Annotated in this window: 17 protein-coding genes; 4 read left to right on the top strand and 13 right to left on the bottom strand. The window is 62.1% G+C overall.

Features of this window, described 5'->3' with window-relative positions; genetic code table 11:
- Positions 1 to 197: 197 nt before the first annotated feature.
- The 5 genes from PPA02S_RS11430 to PPA02S_RS11410 all read right to left on the bottom strand — a co-directional run bounded on the left by PPA02S_RS11430 (position 198) and on the right by PPA02S_RS11410 (position 2,891).
- On the bottom strand, positions 198 to 620 hold the full coding sequence (locus tag PPA02S_RS11430) for a hypothetical protein (protein WP_028634646.1): 423 nt from the start codon (positions 618 to 620) through the stop codon (positions 198 to 200).
- 61 nt (positions 621 to 681) lie between these two features.
- A complete protein-coding gene (locus PPA02S_RS11425; protein WP_028634647.1) occupies positions 682 to 1,002 on the bottom strand; it encodes an AzlD domain-containing protein in 321 nt (106 codons plus the stop codon).
- The gene (locus tag PPA02S_RS11420) at positions 981 to 1,682 is read right to left on the bottom strand and encodes an AzlC family ABC transporter permease (protein WP_042141638.1); all 702 of its coding nucleotides are present in this window, start codon (positions 1,680 to 1,682) and stop codon (positions 981 to 983) included. Before PPA02S_RS11420 ends, PPA02S_RS11425 begins: the two co-directional genes overlap by 22 nt.
- Positions 1,679 to 2,161 (bottom strand): GNAT family N-acetyltransferase, encoded by a 483-nt coding sequence (locus tag PPA02S_RS11415; RefSeq protein ID WP_028634649.1) that lies wholly within the window; start codon positions 2,159 to 2,161, stop codon positions 1,679 to 1,681. Before PPA02S_RS11415 ends, PPA02S_RS11420 begins: the two co-directional genes overlap by 4 nt.
- Complete coding sequence (locus tag PPA02S_RS11410) at positions 2,145 to 2,891, bottom strand: 2OG-Fe dioxygenase family protein (protein ID WP_028634650.1); 747 nt, start codon at positions 2,889 to 2,891, stop codon at positions 2,145 to 2,147. The genes PPA02S_RS11415 and PPA02S_RS11410 overlap by 17 nt, the downstream gene beginning before the upstream one ends.
- 194 nt (positions 2,892 to 3,085) lie before the next feature.
- On the opposite strand from PPA02S_RS11410, the gene PPA02S_RS11405 reads away from it, so the two are divergent.
- Complete coding sequence (locus tag PPA02S_RS11405) at positions 3,086 to 3,946, top strand: LysR family transcriptional regulator (protein ID WP_042141636.1); 861 nt, start codon at positions 3,086 to 3,088, stop codon at positions 3,944 to 3,946.
- Between the two features lie 236 nt (positions 3,947 to 4,182).
- Positions 4,183 to 5,823: a malate dehydrogenase (quinone) gene (gene mqo, locus PPA02S_RS11400; RefSeq protein ID WP_028634651.1), complete on the top strand. Its 1,641-nt coding sequence runs from the start codon at positions 4,183 to 4,185 to the stop codon at positions 5,821 to 5,823.
- Positions 5,824 to 5,887: 64 nt separating this feature from the next.
- Here the strand turns inward: mqo and PPA02S_RS11395 are convergent, their stop codons facing one another.
- A complete protein-coding gene (locus PPA02S_RS11395; protein WP_028634652.1) occupies positions 5,888 to 6,223 on the bottom strand; it encodes an ArsR/SmtB family transcription factor in 336 nt (111 codons plus the stop codon).
- A 48-nt stretch (positions 6,224 to 6,271) separates the two neighbouring features.
- Here PPA02S_RS11395 and xenA point away from each other — a divergent pair, with 48 nt between their 5' ends.
- Positions 6,272 to 7,363, top strand: a complete 1,092-nt coding sequence (xenA, locus tag PPA02S_RS11390) for a xenobiotic reductase XenA (protein ID WP_028634653.1) — start codon at positions 6,272 to 6,274, stop codon at positions 7,361 to 7,363.
- Here the strand turns inward: xenA and PPA02S_RS11385 are convergent.
- Complete coding sequence (locus PPA02S_RS11385; RefSeq protein WP_042141632.1) at positions 7,360 to 8,328, bottom strand: EAL domain-containing protein; 969 nt, start codon at positions 8,326 to 8,328, stop codon at positions 7,360 to 7,362. The genes xenA and PPA02S_RS11385 overlap by 4 nt on opposite strands.
- Before the next feature lie 115 nt (positions 8,329 to 8,443).
- Positions 8,444 to 10,525: a carboxy terminal-processing peptidase gene (locus PPA02S_RS11380; RefSeq protein ID WP_028634654.1), complete on the bottom strand. Its 2,082-nt coding sequence runs from the start codon at positions 10,523 to 10,525 to the stop codon at positions 8,444 to 8,446.
- A 144-nt stretch (positions 10,526 to 10,669) separates the two neighbouring features.
- Here PPA02S_RS11380 and PPA02S_RS11375 point away from each other — a divergent pair, with 144 nt between their 5' ends.
- Entirely contained in the window at positions 10,670 to 11,632 is a 963-nt protein-coding gene (locus PPA02S_RS11375) for an NAD(P)H-quinone oxidoreductase (RefSeq protein ID WP_028634655.1), read from the top strand.
- Between the two features lie 100 nt (positions 11,633 to 11,732).
- Here PPA02S_RS11375 and PPA02S_RS11370 read toward each other — a convergent pair whose 3' ends face one another.
- The 5 genes from PPA02S_RS11370 to PPA02S_RS11350 are packed head-to-tail and all read right to left on the bottom strand — an operon-like array spanning position 11,733 to position 15,816.
- Positions 11,733 to 12,386: an HAD family hydrolase gene (locus PPA02S_RS11370; protein ID WP_028634656.1), complete on the bottom strand. Its 654-nt coding sequence runs from the start codon at positions 12,384 to 12,386 to the stop codon at positions 11,733 to 11,735.
- Positions 12,387 to 12,398: 12 nt separating this feature from the next.
- Positions 12,399 to 13,388: an ABC transporter ATP-binding protein gene (locus PPA02S_RS11365; RefSeq protein ID WP_028634657.1), complete on the bottom strand. Its 990-nt coding sequence runs from the start codon at positions 13,386 to 13,388 to the stop codon at positions 12,399 to 12,401.
- Position 13,389: 1 nt separating this feature from the next.
- Entirely contained in the window at positions 13,390 to 14,184 is a 795-nt protein-coding gene (locus PPA02S_RS11360; protein ID WP_028634658.1) for an ABC transporter permease, read from the bottom strand.
- Positions 14,174 to 15,013 (bottom strand): ABC transporter permease, encoded by an 840-nt coding sequence (locus PPA02S_RS11355; protein ID WP_028634659.1) that lies wholly within the window; start codon positions 15,011 to 15,013, stop codon positions 14,174 to 14,176. Before PPA02S_RS11355 ends, PPA02S_RS11360 begins: the two co-directional genes overlap by 11 nt.
- Positions 15,010 to 15,816 (bottom strand): alkaline phosphatase family protein, encoded by an 807-nt coding sequence (locus PPA02S_RS11350; protein WP_028634660.1) that lies wholly within the window; start codon positions 15,814 to 15,816, stop codon positions 15,010 to 15,012. Before PPA02S_RS11350 ends, PPA02S_RS11355 begins: the two co-directional genes overlap by 4 nt.
- Positions 15,817 to 15,889: the final 73 nt, after the last annotated feature.

Below are 15,889 nucleotides of genomic sequence, written 5' to 3'. Positions count from 1 at the left end.
CTGGAATTTGCGCTGGCTCTGCTGGCGCCTTCGCGGGTAAACCCGCTCCCACAGGGGGCGCGGGGTGTGCCTGCGATGGGGCCAGATCTGCTAGTGCAAGCTGTGTGGTTCGGCGGTTATCGGCGACCGCATCTGCAGTTGCATCAGTGCCGAATCGACCAGTTCCTGCACCGCCGCTGGACGTGCCGCATAGCCGGCTAATCCACAATCTCCTGCAACACCTGGCCCAGATCAAGCTCCATCGACAAGGCAATAAAACTCACCTTGTCATCCCTGCCCACCGGGTAAACGGTAGCCTCGCTGTCCGCCGGCAACACCACCTGATCGCCGCTTTCAAGCAGCTGTTGCGTGCCATCAGCCCGTTTGATCTGCAACCCACCCGACGTCGTAAACAGCAGCAGGTCATTGACCGGCGCAAGCTGCGCAGCCGTGCGCAGGTGGCGGTATTCCACGATCCAGCCATCAACCAGAAACGTCTTGCTCAACTCGTAGTTCAGCGAGCACTTCAGTGACAGGCTGCTCATGGCCGCTATCACCTCGTCGTGGGGCAGGCCCTTGGGCATGAGGCGCGCAAACTCGCTTAAATTTGCAAGTGTCACCTGTTTGCGTGCTTGGCTCATGCCGGTTTCCTTGTGAGTGGCGGGGTGCTGCGGGCGGGGTGCTGCGTTGGGCGGGTTCACGTCACGACCACAGCGTGATCGCGATGTGTGCGCCGATCCCGGCCGCCACGCTGAAAATCAGGCTGCGGGTGAAATAGGCAACCAGCGCCACCGGTATGGCGGCCAGCATGTCGGCGTTCACTGCCATCAGCGTGCCGTCCTTGGCCATCAGCAAGGCTGGCACGGTGATGCTGGCGATGATCGCCACAGGCAGGTATTCGATGACGTCGTTGAACACTTTGGGCGTGCGCTGCATCCTGAACAGCAGCGGCGTGGCGCGGGTCAGGTAGGTGATCGCCATCATCAGCGCCACCGCAGCGATCAGGTACTTTTCTTCAGGCATAAGCCAACTCCACAACCCACGGCAGTTGCCACGAATACATTGAGGGGGGAAGGGAAGAACGCGTTGAGCAGGCACGTGGTGGCTATCACTACCAGGGCAACCACCAGCTTGGGGCGGCTGTTGCACAGTGAAACCAGCACGTAGATCATCATGGCGGTCAGGGCGTAGTCCAGCTTGAACTGCGAGAACCGGTGCAGGGCGTCGGACGCCACTGCGCCCAGCAAGGCGCCGGCAATCCAGCTGGCATGGCACCAGGTATTGAACTGCAGCAGGTAGCCGGGCGGGGTGTATTTGCGGCCTTGCAGGCGCTGGCTGTGCAGGGCGAACGACTCGTCGGTCAGGCCGAACGCATACAGCAGCTTCTGGGTTTTGCTGATACCCAGCCCCTCGCTCTGCTTGGCCATGTACATGGCCATCAGCATGTGCCGCGAATTGATCAGCAGCGTCGATACCGCGATCGAAAGCAGCGGTGCGCCTGAGGTGATCAAGGCCAGTGCGGCAAACTGCGCCGCCCCGGCATACACGAACACGCACATGGCCACCGGCAGCCACAAGGGGAGCCCGGCGTTGATGCACATCACGCCGAATACGAAGCTCACCACGAAATAGCCGGTGATCACCGGCAATGCGTCGAAGAAGCTTTCCTTGCGCCATACCGGTTGCAATGCGAGGTCGGTCATAGGTCGACCTCGCAGGTGATTTCACCGCGTGTCTGGCTGAAGCCCTGTTTGTTCCAGAAGTGCATCGCCGAGGGGTTGGCCTCGTCGACGAACAGGAACACACGGCGGATGCCATGCTGGCGGAAGTCGTTGAGAATCGACGTGGTCAGCGATGTGCCGATGCGGCTGTGCCGGTAATCCGGTGACACGGCCAGGTGGTTGATGGTGCCGCGCGTACCCATCGCCCCACCGGCCACTGCGCCGATGATCGCCCCGCTGTGGTTCTCGGCCACGTAGCAGAAGGTGCTGTCCGAGCCCAGCAACCCCTTCAGCAAGTCTTCGTTCTGCCAGTCGCAGAACGACACTTCGTTGAACCGCTTGAGAAAGCTGACCAGCCGCGTGGCGTAGAACGGCGTAGCCTTCTTGATGGTCAGGCCGTTGATATGGTCGGGCGTGGCAACCTTGCGCGCTGCCAGCTCGAGGCTATTTGACAATGTCATGTTCGCTACCCGGGCGGGAGAAGGAGATGGCGATGATCTGCCGGTAGCCCATTTCCGATTCGCTGGGGTTGATGGCCGGGGTTACGTAGTGCTGCAGTTCGCGATCGAGGAAGTACGTGGTGTCGAGAATTTCCTGGTAGGTGCCCGAGTCGATCACGTTGGACTGTTTGTCGTAGACCTTGCTGGTGGCGCCTTCAACGTTGTGGCGGCCCCAGAAATGCACGCCGCTGAAGGGGTAGCCGTCGCAGTGGATACCTTCGGGGGTGATTTCGATTTGCGCGCCGGGTTTGATCTCGATGCGAATCTGGTGCACCTGGCACTGCCAGGTTACATCGTGCAGTTCTTCGGGCAGCACCGCCTTGTAGACGTCGAAGTCCAGTTTGATCAGGGCGCGCAGTACCGGCGAATTGAACACGTCGCTGGACACGTCCTCGAAGTGGCGCCGCATGCCGCCCACATACTGGTTGTGTTGCTCGGACTGCTCGTAGGCGCGGTGTTCCAGCTGTTGCAGCTCGCCGGTGACCGGGTTGAAGTCGAAGTCGCTGTAGCGGCGGTAGCGGGTGCCTTTTTCGGCCTGGCCGTAGTAGCGGTCGACACCCATGGTTTCCCAGCTCTTGGAAAACGACACGAAGTGGCCAAACCCGCCGTTCAGGGCAAAGTCGCTGCCCAGCACGTTCACCGTCTTGTTCTGGCGCAGGGCGTCATCAATGTTCCGTTTGAGTGTAAGCATTGGCATCTCTTCCAGTTGAAAAACTGGGCGCCAATCTAGCAGGCGAAATGATGGCAGAAACTTCACTTTTTTTTGAGGTGCCTCAACCGTCGCTTGCTGGCGGGCGACCGGCCGAGCAGACAGCGCAGGGGTTCTGCGGTATGCTCTCAGGCCTTGTTGCACGCGGGTTCGCGCGAGTGGTGGAGGGGAGTCGAATGGATATCAAGGTGCTTAAGAACATCGCCAATGTCGCCCGTACCGGGTCGATCACCGATGCGGCCGAGCAGGTACACGTCACCGTCCAGGCGCTGGCAGCGCAGTTGAAGAAGCTGGAGGACCATTGCGGCTTCAAGCTGTTCGACCGCACCAACAAAGGCGTGTCGTTGACCCAGGAAGGGGTGGGCATACTGCCCCACATGCTCGAAATCGTCCGGTCTTCCGAGCGTATGCAACTCAAGATCAAGCAGTTGCGTGAGCGCCAGAGCCAGCCGCTGCGCGTCGCCCTGAACAGTACCCTGTCGATGGAAATCAACCAGCAGGTAATGGCAGGCGTGGCCAGCAACCTGTCTGGCTGCAGCCCCATCTTCAGCTGCTCGGAGTCCCCCGACAACCTCACCAAGCTGGCCAAGGGCGAGGCTGACATGGTGGTCATCCTGGGGGACAGTGTGCCCGACGGTTTCTACTCGGTGTCGCTCAAGGGCCTGCGCATCGAAGTGGTGGCCTGTTCCGTCAGCGAGGGCACAGCGCCGTCCGTCGTGATCAAGCCGCTACCCGAATGCCCCTACTCGTCGATCTTTGCACGTTTCGCCGACCGCCAGAGCGGTGGCCTGGACGGTGCCACGGTGTTCCATTCCGGCAGTGAAATCGTCAGCGTGTCGATGATCAAGAGCTTTGGCGGCATGGGCGTGCTGTCGCGTGCAGTGGCCGAAACCAACGGGCTGTACGTATGGCCGGGCTATTCGGAGTTCCTCGACGTGTACCTGGTGATGAAGGAGCCTTGGATCGTCGAAGAAGAATTCCCGCAGTTCTGCCCGGTGCCTTCGCCCGTTTGCGGCTTCGATGCCATCAGCGCGTAACCCACGGGCCTGAGACAACCTGTCGCCTTGCACCCAGGCGGCCAATTTGTTTGTGCTGGCATTTCAGTTACAATCAGAAAAACGATTCAGTGACGTCGGTCAATACGACAAAAGCCAGAATCGTTTTCTGGTTCTCTGGCAGCCCGACAATGATCAATAACAAGCACGCGCTGAAGAACACGCTTTATCTGGGCCAGCCACAGGCCCTACTCCGTTCTCCTGACTGGAATTGATCAATGTTCAAGAAAGCTGGCAAGACCCTGCTGGGTCTGGCTGTCGCTGCAACTGTCATGCAAGCGCACGCCGCAGAAACCAAGAAAGTCGACGTGCTGCTGGTCGGCGGCGGCATCATGAGCTCCACCCTGGCGGTGTGGCTGCACGAGCTGGAGCCAAGCTGGTCGATGGAAATGGTCGAGCGCCTGGACGGCGTCGCCGAAGAAAGCTCCAACGGCTGGAACAACGCCGGCACCGGCCACTCCGCACTGGCCGAGCTGAACTACACCCCAGAAGACAAAGACGGCAACATCAACATCTCCAAGGCCATCGAAATCAACGAGGCCTTCCAGATTTCCCGTCAGTTCTGGTCCTGGCAGGTACGCCAGGGCGTGTTGAAGAACCCGCATTCGTTCATCAACACCACCCCGCACATGAGCTTCGTCTGGGGCGATGACAACATCAAGTTCCTGAAGAAGCGCTACGAAGCGCTGCAGGCAAGCCCGCTGTTCCGCCCAATGCAGTACTCCGAAGACCACGCGCAGATCGCCAAGTGGGTACCGCTGATGATGGAAGGGCGTGACCCGAACCAGAAGCTGGCCGTGACCTGGACCCCGATCGGTACCGACGTGAACTTCGGCGAGATCACCCGCCAGTTCGCCGCGCACCTGCAAACCCAGAAGGGCTTCGACCTGAAGCTGTCCAGCGAAGTGCAGGACATCAGCCGCAACAAGGACGGCTCCTGGCACGTCGAGTACAAGAACCTGAAGGACGGTACCAAGTCCGCCACCGACGCCAAGTTCCTGTTCATCGGTGCCGGCGGCGGCGCGCTCAAGCTGCTGCAGAAGTCGGGCATTCCTGAAGCCAAGGAATACGCAGGCTTCCCGGTAGGCGGCTCGTTCCTGGTGACCGAGAACCCCACCGTTGCCATGCAGCACATGGCCAAGGCCTACGGCATTGCCTCCACCGGCGCGCCACCCATGTCGGTACCGCACCTGGACACCCGCGTGCTGGACGGCAAGCGCGTGATCCTGTTTGGCCCATTTGCCACGTTCTCCACCAAGTTCCTGAAGAACGGTTCGTACCTGGACCTGCTGAGCAGCACCACGACGCACAACCTGTGGCCAATGACCCGCGTGGGCATCGATCAGTACCCCCTGGTCGAGTACCTCGCTGGCCAGCTGATGCTGTCTGACGATGACCGCTTCGCTGCCCTGCAGACCTACTTCCCGCATGCCAAGAAGGAAGACTGGAAACTGTGGCAAGCCGGCCAGCGCGTGCAGATCATCAAGCGCGATGAAGAGAAAGGCGGCGTGCTGAAGCTGGGTACCGAAGTGGTGGCCTCTCAGGACCGCACCATCGCCGGCCTGCTGGGCGCCTCGCCAGGTGCTTCCACCGCGGCGCCAATCATGCTGAACGTGCTGGAAACCGTGTTCAAGGAAAAGGTCGCTACCCCAGAGTGGCAGGCCAAGATCAAGGAAATCGTGCCGAGCTACGGCACCAAGCTGAACGATTCGGCAGCGGCCACCCAGAAAGAGTGGAACTACACCGCCGAAGTGCTGCAGCTTGAAAAACCGCCGGTGATCGACGAAAGCGTCGGTACCAGCGTTGCGGCGCCAGCCAAGCCGGTTGAAAGCAAGCCAGAGAACGACATGGCGCTGTAAGCAGCCGCGGTGTTGGGATCAGAAGCCACGGGGTTAACCCTGTGGCTTTTTTTTTGAGTGCGGCTTAATGCTGGCGCAGGATGCAGGCCAGCAAGCCGGGGAAGCGCTCGGCCAGCATTTCGCTGCGCAGCGAGTTCATGTGGGTGGTGCCCACATTGCGGGTGTACACCAGCCCTGCGTCACGCAGCACGCGAAAGTGGTGGGACATGCTCGATTTCGGCCGCCCGCCGTCCAGCTCGCCACAGCTGGCTTCCGCCACGCCTGCCAGGTGGCGCACGATCCCCAGGCGCACGGGGTCGCTCAAGGCGTACAGCACGCGTTCAAGAATAAGGTCATCAGCGGTGGGATGTTTGTAGGCTCGCATGGTCTGCATGATACCGGGGCTTTTCATTATTGCCATAGTTCGATTATGATCGAACTACCGTATTCAATGAACCTGGAGTTTTCCATGGCCGCGCTGTTCGAACCCTTCACCCTCAAAGACATCACCCTGCGCAACCGCATTGCCATTCCGCCGATGTGCCAATACATGGCCGAAGACGGCATCATCAATGACTGGCACCACGTGCACCTGGCGGGCATGGCTCGCGGTGGTGCTGGCCTGCTGGTCGTAGAAGCCACTGCCGTATCGCCGGAAGGCCGCATTACCCCCGGCTGCGCCGGCATCTGGAGCGACGCACATGCCCAGGCATTCGTGCCGGTGGTGCAGGCGATCAAGGCCGCAGGCGCGGTGCCCGGCATCCAGATTGCCCACGCCGGTCGCAAGGCCAGCGCCAATCGCCCTTGGGAGGGTGACGACCATATCGCCGCAGGCGACCCCCGGGGTTGGCAGACCATCGCGCCGTCGGCCATCGCCTTTGGTGCCAACTTGCCGAAAGTGCCCCAGGCCATGACCCTGGAGGACATCGCCCGGGTCAAGCAGGACTTCGTCGACGCCGCGCGCCGTGCCCGCGAGGCCGGCTTTGAATGGATCGAACTGCACTTCGCCCATGGTTACCTGGGCCAGAGCTTCTTTTCCGAGCACTCCAACCAGCGCACCGATGCCTACGGTGGCAGCTTCGACAACCGCAGCCGCTTCCTGCTGGAAACCCTGGCAGCCGTGCGCGAGGTGTGGCCTGAGCACCTGCCGCTCACCGCGCGTTTCGGGGTGCTGGAATATGACGGCCGCGACGAGCAAACCCTGGCCGAGTCGATCGAACTGGCGCGCCGCTTCAAGGCCGGTGGGCTTGACCTGCTGAGCGTCAGTGTCGGGTTCACCATCCCGGACACCAACATCCCGTGGGGCCCGGCGTTCATGGGGCCGATCGCCGAGCGCGTGCGCCGTGAGGCCCAGTTGCCGGTGACGTCGGCCTGGGGCTTTGGTACGCCGCAACTGGCTGAAGGCGCCCTGCAGGCCAACCAGCTGGACCTGGTTTCGGTCGGCCGCGCGCACCTGGCAGACCCACACTGGGCGTACTTCGCAGCCAAGGAGCTGGGGGTGGACAAGGCCTCGTGGACGCTACCGGCGCCTTACGCGCACTGGCTTGAGCGTTACCGTTAAGTGAGAGGTTGGGGGCTGCTGTGCAGCCCCTGGCAAGCTACAGGGTGCGGTGGCAGGGCGTGCCGGGGGATCAGCCCGCAGGGGCGGCCCTCGGCATCCACCACTTGCATCGCATCCAGGTGCTGATGGCGGTCAAACATCTGCAGCAGGTGGGCTACCGTGGCGTTCAACCGCACGGTAGGTTGGCCGGGCGACAGGGCGTCGGCCAGTACAGGCAGGGCGTAACCGCCAGGTATGCCCACCGCCTGCGGCCGCCCAAGCAGGTAGCCTTGTACCAGGTCTACGCCCATCTCCATCAGCACCTGCAGTTCCTCCATCAGCTCGATTCCTTCAGCAATCACCTGTGCCTTGGACGCCCGCGCAATTTGCAGAATGGAGCCCACGAACTCGCGCTTGAGCGGGTCCAGGTGGATGCCATCGATAAAGTGGCGATCGATCTTCACGTACTCGGGGCGTAGCTCCGACCACAGCCGCAAGCTGGAATAGCCCGCGCCCAGGTCATCCAGGGCAATGGAAAAACCCATGTCCCGGTAGTGGTGCAGCGCGTTGGACAGCAGCTGGAAGTCGTCCGTAGGGGTGTGTTCGGTCAACTCGATCACCACCCGGCTTGGCGGCAGGCCGGCCTGTTCGAGCAGCTTCAGGGTCAGCCCAGAAGGGTAGTGCGGCTCCAGCAACGATTCCGGTGACACGTTGAGGAACAACTTGCCCTGCAGTTGCTGCTGGCTGAAGCACCGGCAAGCGCTTTCGCGGCAGGCGGCTTCCAGTTCTGTCAGCCGGCCGCCCTGGCGGGCAATGGCAAACAGGTTCAGGGGGGCATGCAGCGGGCTGTTTGAGGGGCCGCGGCTCAAGGCTTCGTGGCCGAACACCCGCGCTTCGCTCAAGCAGATGATGGGCTGGAACAGGCTGTGAATACTGCCGTGTGCCAGGATGGCACCCAAGGCACTGAGCTGTTCGGCAACGGTCATGAGGTGTCCTTGAAAATGAAAGGGCCGGGCATTCACATGCCCGGCCCATATTTCACGACAGCGCGATGACTGTTTGATGACAGCTGATTTTATTTAGCCATCATTCAGGCTTGCCCTATTTTTTGGCCATCTTGGTGCTTGCACTCAGGTAGTCGATCAGAATACGACCGGTCTCGGAGAGGTAGGCATCATCTTCTGGCTTGGTGTCTTCGTCCTCGGCGGGCAAGGCATCCTCGTCCACCTTTTTCAGCTCCTTCAGCGGCTCTTCACCCTTGGCCTTGCGGCGGATGTTTTCCAGCGCCAGTTGCTTGGCTTCCACTTCATCGTGGCGCGCTCGGCGCTCCTGCTCGTTCAGGCTGACGGTTTTTTCGTTCATCAGTTGCTGAGTCAAAGCCAGGCGGTCGCGGATATAGGTGAACTCTGCGTCCTTGTCGCTGCGCGCCTCATGCTGCGCCTTGAGCTGGGCCAGGTAAGGTTTGAACGGGTCGACGGCTGGCTTGATCACCGGGCGAATGGTGTCCCACGGCATGGCCTCGGGCAGTGCACTTTCGCCGATTTCCTTGGTGTCGATGATCGACGGGTAGTCGATGTCCGGCAGCACGCCCTGGTGCTGGGTGCTCTGCCCGGAGACCCGATAGAACTTCGCCAGGGTCAGTTTCAGCTCGCCATGGTTGAGCGGCTGGATGGTCTGTACGGTGCCTTTGCCGAAGGTCTGGCCGCCGATGATCAGGGCGCGGTGGTAGTCCTGCATGGCGCCGGCGAAAATCTCCGATGCCGAGGCGGACAAACGGTTGACCAGCAACGCCAGCGGGCCTTTGTAGAAGGCACCTGGGTTTTCGTCTTCAAGCACATCCACACGCCCGTCGCTGTTGCGTACCAGCACGGTCGGGCCTTTCTCGATGAACAGGCTGGTCAGTTCGGTGGCCTCTTGCAGCGAGCCGCCACCGTTGTTGCGCAAATCGATCACCACGCCGTCGACCTTTTCCTTCTGCAGTTCGGTCAGCAGCTTTTTCACGTCGCGGGTGGTGCTCTTGTACTCCGGGTCCCCTGCACGGTAGGCCTTGAAGTCCAGGTAGAACGCCGGGATCTCGATGATGCCCAGCTTGTAGTCGCGCCCGTCCTGCTTCAGCTTGAGCACCGATTTTTTCGCGGCCTGCTCTTCGAGCTTCACGGCTTCACGGGTGATCGACACGATCTTGCTGGTCTGGTCGCTGGGCGCGTTGCTGGCCGGGATGATTTCCAGCCGCACCACCGAACCTTTGGGGCCACGGATCAGCTTGACCACTTCGTCCAGGCGCCAGCCGACCACGTCGACCATTTCCTTGTTGCCCTGGGCCACGCCGATGATCTTGTCTGCCGGCGCAACCTGCTTGGTCTTGGCGGCGGGGCCTGCGGGCACCAGGCGCACGATCTTCACCTGGTCGTTGTCACTTTGCAGCACCGCACCGATGCCTTCGAGCGACAGGCTCATGTTGATGTCGAAGTTTTCGGCGTTATCCGGCGACAGGTAATTGGTGTGCGGGTCGTAGGACTGGGCGAAGGTGTTGATGTATGCCTGGAAGATATCCTCGGCACGGGTCTGGTCCAGGCGCGCCAGCTGGTTCTTGTAGCGCTTGATCAGGGTTTCCTGGATCTGCTTGGGGTCCTTGCCGGCGATCTTCTGGCGCAGCACTTCGTCCTTGACGCGCTTGCGCCACAGGTCGTCGAGCGCGGCCTGGTCTTTCAGCCACGGGGCATCCTTGCGGTCGATCAGCAAGGTTTCGTGGGTGGTGAAGTCGATCTTGTCCACGCCCTTGTTCAGCTCGGCCAGGGCGAAGTCCAGGCGCTGCTTCACGCGGTCCAGGTAACGTTTGTAGATGGTGAAGCCCGGTTCCAGGTTGCCGCTTTTCAGGAAGTCGTCGAACTGGGTCTTCCACTTGTCGAACTCGGCAATGTCTGCGGCCGTGAAGTAACTGCGTGCCGGGTCCAGCAGCTTGATGTAACTGTCATAGATGATGACCGAACGGGCGTCATCCAGCGGCGGCTTGCTGTAGTGGTGGCGTTTGAGCAGCTCGACCACGTTGAGGCTGGCGACGATTTCGTCGCGGTCGGGCTGCAGGCTGTCCCATTTGTTGGCGGCCGCCGCATTGCCGCCGAGCGCGAGGCTGCCAAGGCCAATCATGAATGCCAGGGCGGTGCTAGGTAGGTAATGCTTCATGCTGATTCGACGTGGGGGCAATTGATCACGCATAGTAGGCCGTCTTTTCCGTTCGCCGGTTCAATAAAAACCGGGCGCATACTGCAAAAAGCCTGGGCACGGGGTGGCCCAGGCTCGGTCATATGATTCAACTATGGAGGCACTGTGAAGGCATTGCAAGGCGTTGACGGACATGTGGCCTGGGTCGAAGCCGAACGCCCGGCTTGTGACGCGGGGCAGGTACGCATTCGGGTGGCTGCGGCAGGCTTGAACCGCGCCGATCTGCTGCAAATGAAAGGTTTGTACCCACCGCCGCCGGGTGCCAGCCCCTACATGGGCCTGGAGTGCGCTGGCGTGGTCGCCGAAGTGGGCGCTGGCGCCGACTGGCGTGTAGGCGACCGGGTGTGTGCCTTGCTGGCCAGCGGCGCCATGGCTGAAGAGGTGGTGGTGGATGCCCGCCATGTGCTGCCGGTGCCCGAGGGCCTGAGCCTGCACGAGGCGGCGGCGCTGCCGGAGGTGTATGCCACCGCCTGGTTGAACATCTTCCAGCTGGGGGCCGTGAAGGCCGGTGAGAAGGTGCTGGTGCACGCCGGTGCCAGTGGTGTGGGCTCGGCGGCCATCCAGCTGTGCAAGGCATTCGGCAACCCGGTGTGGGTCAGCGTTGGCTCGCAGGATCGCTTGAACCATTGCCAGGCACTGGGCGCGGCAGGCGGCGTGGTGCGTAACCAGAACCTGGATGAGCTGGAAGGCTTCGGCCCGTTCGACGTGATTCTCGACCCGGTGGGCGCCAGCTACGGCGAGCTCAACCTCAAGCTGCTGGCCCGGGATGGGCGCTGGGTGATCATCGGCGTCATGGGCGGGCGCAAATTCGAGGTGGACCTGGCGCAGGTGCTGGGCAAGCGTGCGCAGATTACCGGGTCTACGCTGCGCAACCGGGATGACGGGTTCAAGGCCGAGCTGCTGCGCGACCTGCAACAGCAAGTGTGGCCGCTGTTCAGCGAAAGGCGCTTGTCGCCGCTGCTGGTGGATACCTACGCGGTCGAGTTCGCCCAGTCGGCGTATGCCGAGCTGGAAGGCAACCAGGTGTCGGGTAAGCTGGTGATTGTGATAGACCCAAGCCTGGTTTAAGCAGGCCAGGCCCTTCTCGGGTAAACCCGCTCCCACAGTGATTAGGGCTGCCCCCAAATGAGCGGTCATTTGGGGGCGGGGCTGCTCGCGATGAGGCCGGTCAGCTCCAGGCCAGGACCGGCCAGCCGTTGGCCTGGGCATGCTCGCGCAGCGCCGGGTCCGGGTTTACGGCATAAGGGTGGTCCACCTTCATCAGCAAGGGCAGGTCATTGCGCGAATCGGAATAGAAACTCGCCCCTTCCAGGTTTTCCTGCTCCTGGTCCAGCCACGCCATCAGGCGGGTGATCTTGCCTTCGCGGTAGGTCAGCACACCGTGGGTGCTGCCGGTGTACACCCCGTTGTGCGCCTCCAGTTCGATCGCCAGGAACTCGTCCACCCCCAGGCGCGCCGCAATCGGCCCCACCAGGTGGTTGCCGCTGGCCGAAATGATCAATATGCGGTCACCGCGCTGGCGGTGCTCGGCAATACAGCGGCAGGCATCACCGAAGATGATCGGTTCTATCACGTCCTCGACCCACGGCTCCACCAGGTGCGCGACTTCTTCCAGGGTGCGCCCGGCGATGGGCTCCAGGCTGAATGCCATGTACTCCTCCATCCGCAGGTGGCCCTTGCCGTAGGCCTCCATCAGTTGCTGGTCGCGGCGCAGAAACGCCTCGCCATCCACCCAGCCCAGGCGGGCCATCTGCTCGCTCCACAGCGACGCGCAGTCGCCATGGATGAGGGTTTCGTCCAGATCGAAAATGGCCAATGCCATGTATGAATCTCCTTAAGCCACTTCCCTTAGCGCGGTCGGGTCGATCGACACGCTCACCCGTTGGCCGTCCGCGTGCAGGTCGGCCGGTGAGCGGTTCAGCACATCGACCACCAGTTCCACCTCGCGCACCTGCACACGATAGCGGATTACGTTGCCCAGCAGGCTATGGCTGCGCACTTCGGCATCCAGCTCGCCTTGCAGGCCCAGCGTGATGGACTCGGGGCGGATCGCCAGACGGCTGGCGACCGGGCGCTGCAGCAGGCGGCTGGCAGTGTCGGCATCAAGCAGGTTGTAGTTGCCGATAAAGCCTGCGGCAAACAGGTCGACCGGCGCGGTGTAGAGGGTTTCTGCATCGCCGCTCTGGACGATGCGGCCCTGGTTCATCAGGAAGATGCGGTCGGACATGGTCAGCGCCTCTTCCTGGTCGTGGGTGACGAAGATGGTGGTCAGGCCAAGCTCGCGCTGGATGGCGCGAATCTGTTCGCGCAGGTGCTTGCGGATGCGCGCATCCAGGGCCGAAAGCGGTTCATCCAGCAGCAACAGCCGCGGGCGGGTGACCAGCGAGCGGGCCAGGGCCACACGCTGGCACTGGCCACCCGAGAGCTGATGCGGGTAGCGCCCGGCAAAACTGCCCAGCTCTACCAGCTCCAGCGCCTCTCGCACACGCGCCAGGCGCTCATCGGGCTTGACCTTCTGCATGCGCAGGCCAAATGCCACGTTCTGCTCCACGGTCATGTTGGGGAACAGCGCGTAGCTCTGGAACACCATGCCGATGCCACGTTTTTGCGGGCTCAACGGCACGATATCGGTGCCATCGAGCAGGATCTGCCCGCTGTCCACCGGCGTCAGGCCGGCGATGCAGCGCAGCAGGGTCGACTTGCCGCACCCGGAGGGGCCCAGCAGGGTGACGAACTCACCCCGCTCGATGTGGCAGTCGATGTTGCTGAATACCGGGTTGCCGGCATAGCTTTTTTGCAGGTTCTGTACGCTGACGAAGCTCATGTCAGGTCTTGTCCTTGTTCAGGCGGTTGGCGACCCAGGTGAGTACCAGTACGAAGGCGAAGTACGAGATCACCAGTGCGCTGTTGAAATGGCCACTGCTGTTGCGCATGTTGTTCAGGTACACCTGCAAGGTTTCGTAGCGGGTGCCCACCAGCAGGTTGGCAAACACGAACTCGCCAAACAGGAACGAGAACGACAGCAGCAGCGCCACCATCAGGCCCTTGCGCAAGTTGGGCAGCACCACCAGCAAGGCTGCCTGCCAGGTACTGGCCCCCAGCAACTGGGCGGCGTCCATCAGGTCGCGCAGGTTGATGGCCTGCAGGTTGTTGGTGATGGCGCGGTACATGAAGGGCAGGGCGATGGTGAAGTAGCAGCCGATCAGGATCCACGGCGTGCCCACCATGGCCATCGGCCCGCTGCCGTACAGGTTCAGCAGCCCCACGGATGACACCACGGGCGGTACCGCGAAGGGCAGCAGGATAAGAATGTTCATCAGCGCATCAAGCCGGGGGAAGTGGTAGTGCACCACGAACAGCAGCGGCAGGATGACCACCACCGAGAGCACCAGCGCGCCCACGCACACCAGCAGCGACTGGCCGAATGCTGCCAGGAAACGCGGTTCGCTCCACAACGCCACGTACCATTTGAAGGTGAGGCCGCTGGGCAGCAACGTGGCTGACCAACTGGTGGCCAGCGAGTAGAGCAGGGTGCCGGCCAGGGGCAGCAGCAGGATGAGGAACAGCAGGTAGACCACCGCACGGTGGTACCACCCGGCGTTGTTGGCTTCAGCGCGCATGGTAGCTCCGTTTCAACAGCCATTGATGCACCACCGTGACCACCGTCATCAGCCCCACCAGCACCATCGCCAGGGCGCTGGCCAGGTTGGGGTCCAGGCTGATGTCACCGGCCACCAAACCGGCAATGCGGATGGGCAGTACGTTGAAGTTGCCGGTGGTCAGGGCGTAGACGGTAGCGTAGGCGCCCAGGGCATTGGCCAGTAGGATCACGAAGGTGCCCAGCAGTGCCGGGGTAAGCACCGGCAGGCCGATATGCCGCCAGTACTGCCAGTGGCTGGCACCCAGCAGCGCCGCCGACTCGCGCCAGTCTTCACGAAGTGCGTCGAAGGCGGGGTACAGCAGCAGTACACCGAGGGGGATCTGGAAGTAGGTGTACACCAGAATCAATCCGCCCTTGGAATAGATGCTGAAGTCCTCCAGCAGCCCGGCCTGTTTCAGCAGCAAGGTGAGCGCACCATTGAAGCCCAGCAGGATGATGAAGGCGAACGCCAGCGGCACACCGGAGAAGTTGCTGGTCATGTTGGCGAAGGCGCTGACGAAATCTCGCAGCCTTGAGTCCACCTGGCGCAGTGAATAAGCGCCCAAGGTGGCGATGACAATGCCGAACAGGCTCGACCAGAAGCTGATTTCCAGGCTGCGTTGCAGGGCCTGCAAGTAGAACTTGGAGGCAAACACCTTGCTGAAGTTGTCCAGGCCCCAGCCTGCATCCGACTGCAGGCTGCCGATCGCCACCCAGGCCAGCGGGGCAATCTGGAAAATAACGAAGACAATGGCGAAGGGCAGCAGGCAGAGCAGGGCGAGGTAGCGACTACGGGTGCCATTGTTCACTTGAGCAGCTCCCGGCACACAGGTTTGTCGTGAGCGGCGCCAAGCAGCTCGCAGATGGTCCCGCACAGTTCGGTCTGCAGCGGTTTGGCTGCCGGGTCAAGGCTGAAGGCGTCGCCGAACACGAACAGCGGGACCTCGCGCTCTTCGGTCAGCAGCCCATTGTGCGAGCGGTCGTTGTTCATGCCATGGTCGGCGGTAACCAGCACTTGGTAACCCTCTTCGAGCCAGCCAGGCAGGTAGTCAGCCAGCAGAATGTCGACGCTGCGGGCTGCGTTACGGTACTGGCTGCTGTCCAGGCCGTGATGGTGGCCGATATCGTCGATGCTCATCGGGTGTACCAGCAGAAAATTGGGGGCGTGGCGGCGGCGCAGGTATTCACCGTCGGCCAGCAGGTGCGAATCGGGGTAGCGGTCGTCCCAGTAGAACAGGCCATGCTGGATCGGCAGCTTGGGTGCGTGGGTATGGCGGTCGCGTTGGGGGTCGAAAGGTGAGCGGTTGTACAGCTCGCTCATCCAGTGATAGGCCGCAGCCGCGGTGCCCAGGTTGGCTTCGCGGGCGTAGTGGAACACGCTGCGCTGGTTGGACAGCCGGTTGACGTTGTTGTGCACGATGCCACTGTCGATGGGGGGCACCCCGGTAAGGATGCACTCGTACAGCGGCCGGGACAGCGACGGCAGCTCGCACTCCACCCGATAGAGCGCCGCACGGTCGGCCTCGACGTAGGCGTGCAGGTGCCCCATGGCATGGCGGGCGACCTGGAAGTTCAGGCCGTCGAGCAGGACCAGGATGACGTTGCGTTGCATGGTGACTCCAAAGGTGAACCGCGTTGGCCTCTTCGCGGGTGAACCCGCTCCCACAGGATCAACACAAGGCTAC

Source organism: Pseudomonas parafulva NBRC 16636 = DSM 17004 (genome assembly GCF_000730645.1).
Taxonomy (GTDB): Bacteria; Pseudomonadota; Gammaproteobacteria; order Pseudomonadales; family Pseudomonadaceae; genus Aquipseudomonas; species Aquipseudomonas parafulva.
This window is presented reverse-complemented; position numbering and strand designations above follow the sequence as displayed.

What these genes read in the sequence shown, in the direction of transcription:
- PPA02S_RS11420 (WP_042141638.1), bottom strand. Translation starts at nt 1,682, where the DNA reads ATGACCGACCTCGCATTGCAACCGGTATGGCGCAAGGAAAGCTTCTTC.
- PPA02S_RS11365 (WP_028634657.1), bottom strand. Translation starts at nt 13,388, where the DNA reads ATGAGCTTCGTCAGCGTACAGAACCTGCAAAAAAGCTATGCCGGCAAC.
- PPA02S_RS11395 (WP_028634652.1), bottom strand. Translation starts at nt 6,223, where the DNA reads ATGGCAATAATGAAAAGCCCCGGTATCATGCAGACCATGCGAGCCTAC.
- mqo (WP_028634651.1), top strand. Translation starts at nt 4,183, where the DNA reads ATGTTCAAGAAAGCTGGCAAGACCCTGCTGGGTCTGGCTGTCGCTGCA.
- xenA (WP_028634653.1), top strand. Translation starts at nt 6,272, where the DNA reads ATGGCCGCGCTGTTCGAACCCTTCACCCTCAAAGACATCACCCTGCGC.
- PPA02S_RS11370 (WP_028634656.1), bottom strand. Translation starts at nt 12,386, where the DNA reads ATGGCATTGGCCATTTTCGATCTGGACGAAACCCTCATCCATGGCGAC.
- PPA02S_RS11385 (WP_042141632.1), bottom strand. Translation starts at nt 8,328, where the DNA reads ATGACCGTTGCCGAACAGCTCAGTGCCTTGGGTGCCATCCTGGCACAC.
- PPA02S_RS11380 (WP_028634654.1), bottom strand. Translation starts at nt 10,525, where the DNA reads ATGAAGCATTACCTACCTAGCACCGCCCTGGCATTCATGATTGGCCTT.
- PPA02S_RS11360 (WP_028634658.1), bottom strand. Translation starts at nt 14,184, where the DNA reads ATGCGCGCTGAAGCCAACAACGCCGGGTGGTACCACCGTGCGGTGGTC.
- PPA02S_RS11430 (WP_028634646.1), bottom strand. Translation starts at nt 620, where the DNA reads ATGAGCCAAGCACGCAAACAGGTGACACTTGCAAATTTAAGCGAGTTT.
- PPA02S_RS11410 (WP_028634650.1), bottom strand. Translation starts at nt 2,891, where the DNA reads ATGCTTACACTCAAACGGAACATTGATGACGCCCTGCGCCAGAACAAG.
- PPA02S_RS11405 (WP_042141636.1), top strand. Translation starts at nt 3,086, where the DNA reads ATGGATATCAAGGTGCTTAAGAACATCGCCAATGTCGCCCGTACCGGG.
- PPA02S_RS11350 (WP_028634660.1), bottom strand. Translation starts at nt 15,816, where the DNA reads ATGCAACGCAACGTCATCCTGGTCCTGCTCGACGGCCTGAACTTCCAG.
- PPA02S_RS11425 (WP_028634647.1), bottom strand. Translation starts at nt 1,002, where the DNA reads ATGCCTGAAGAAAAGTACCTGATCGCTGCGGTGGCGCTGATGATGGCG.
- PPA02S_RS11415 (WP_028634649.1), bottom strand. Translation starts at nt 2,161, where the DNA reads ATGACATTGTCAAATAGCCTCGAGCTGGCAGCGCGCAAGGTTGCCACG.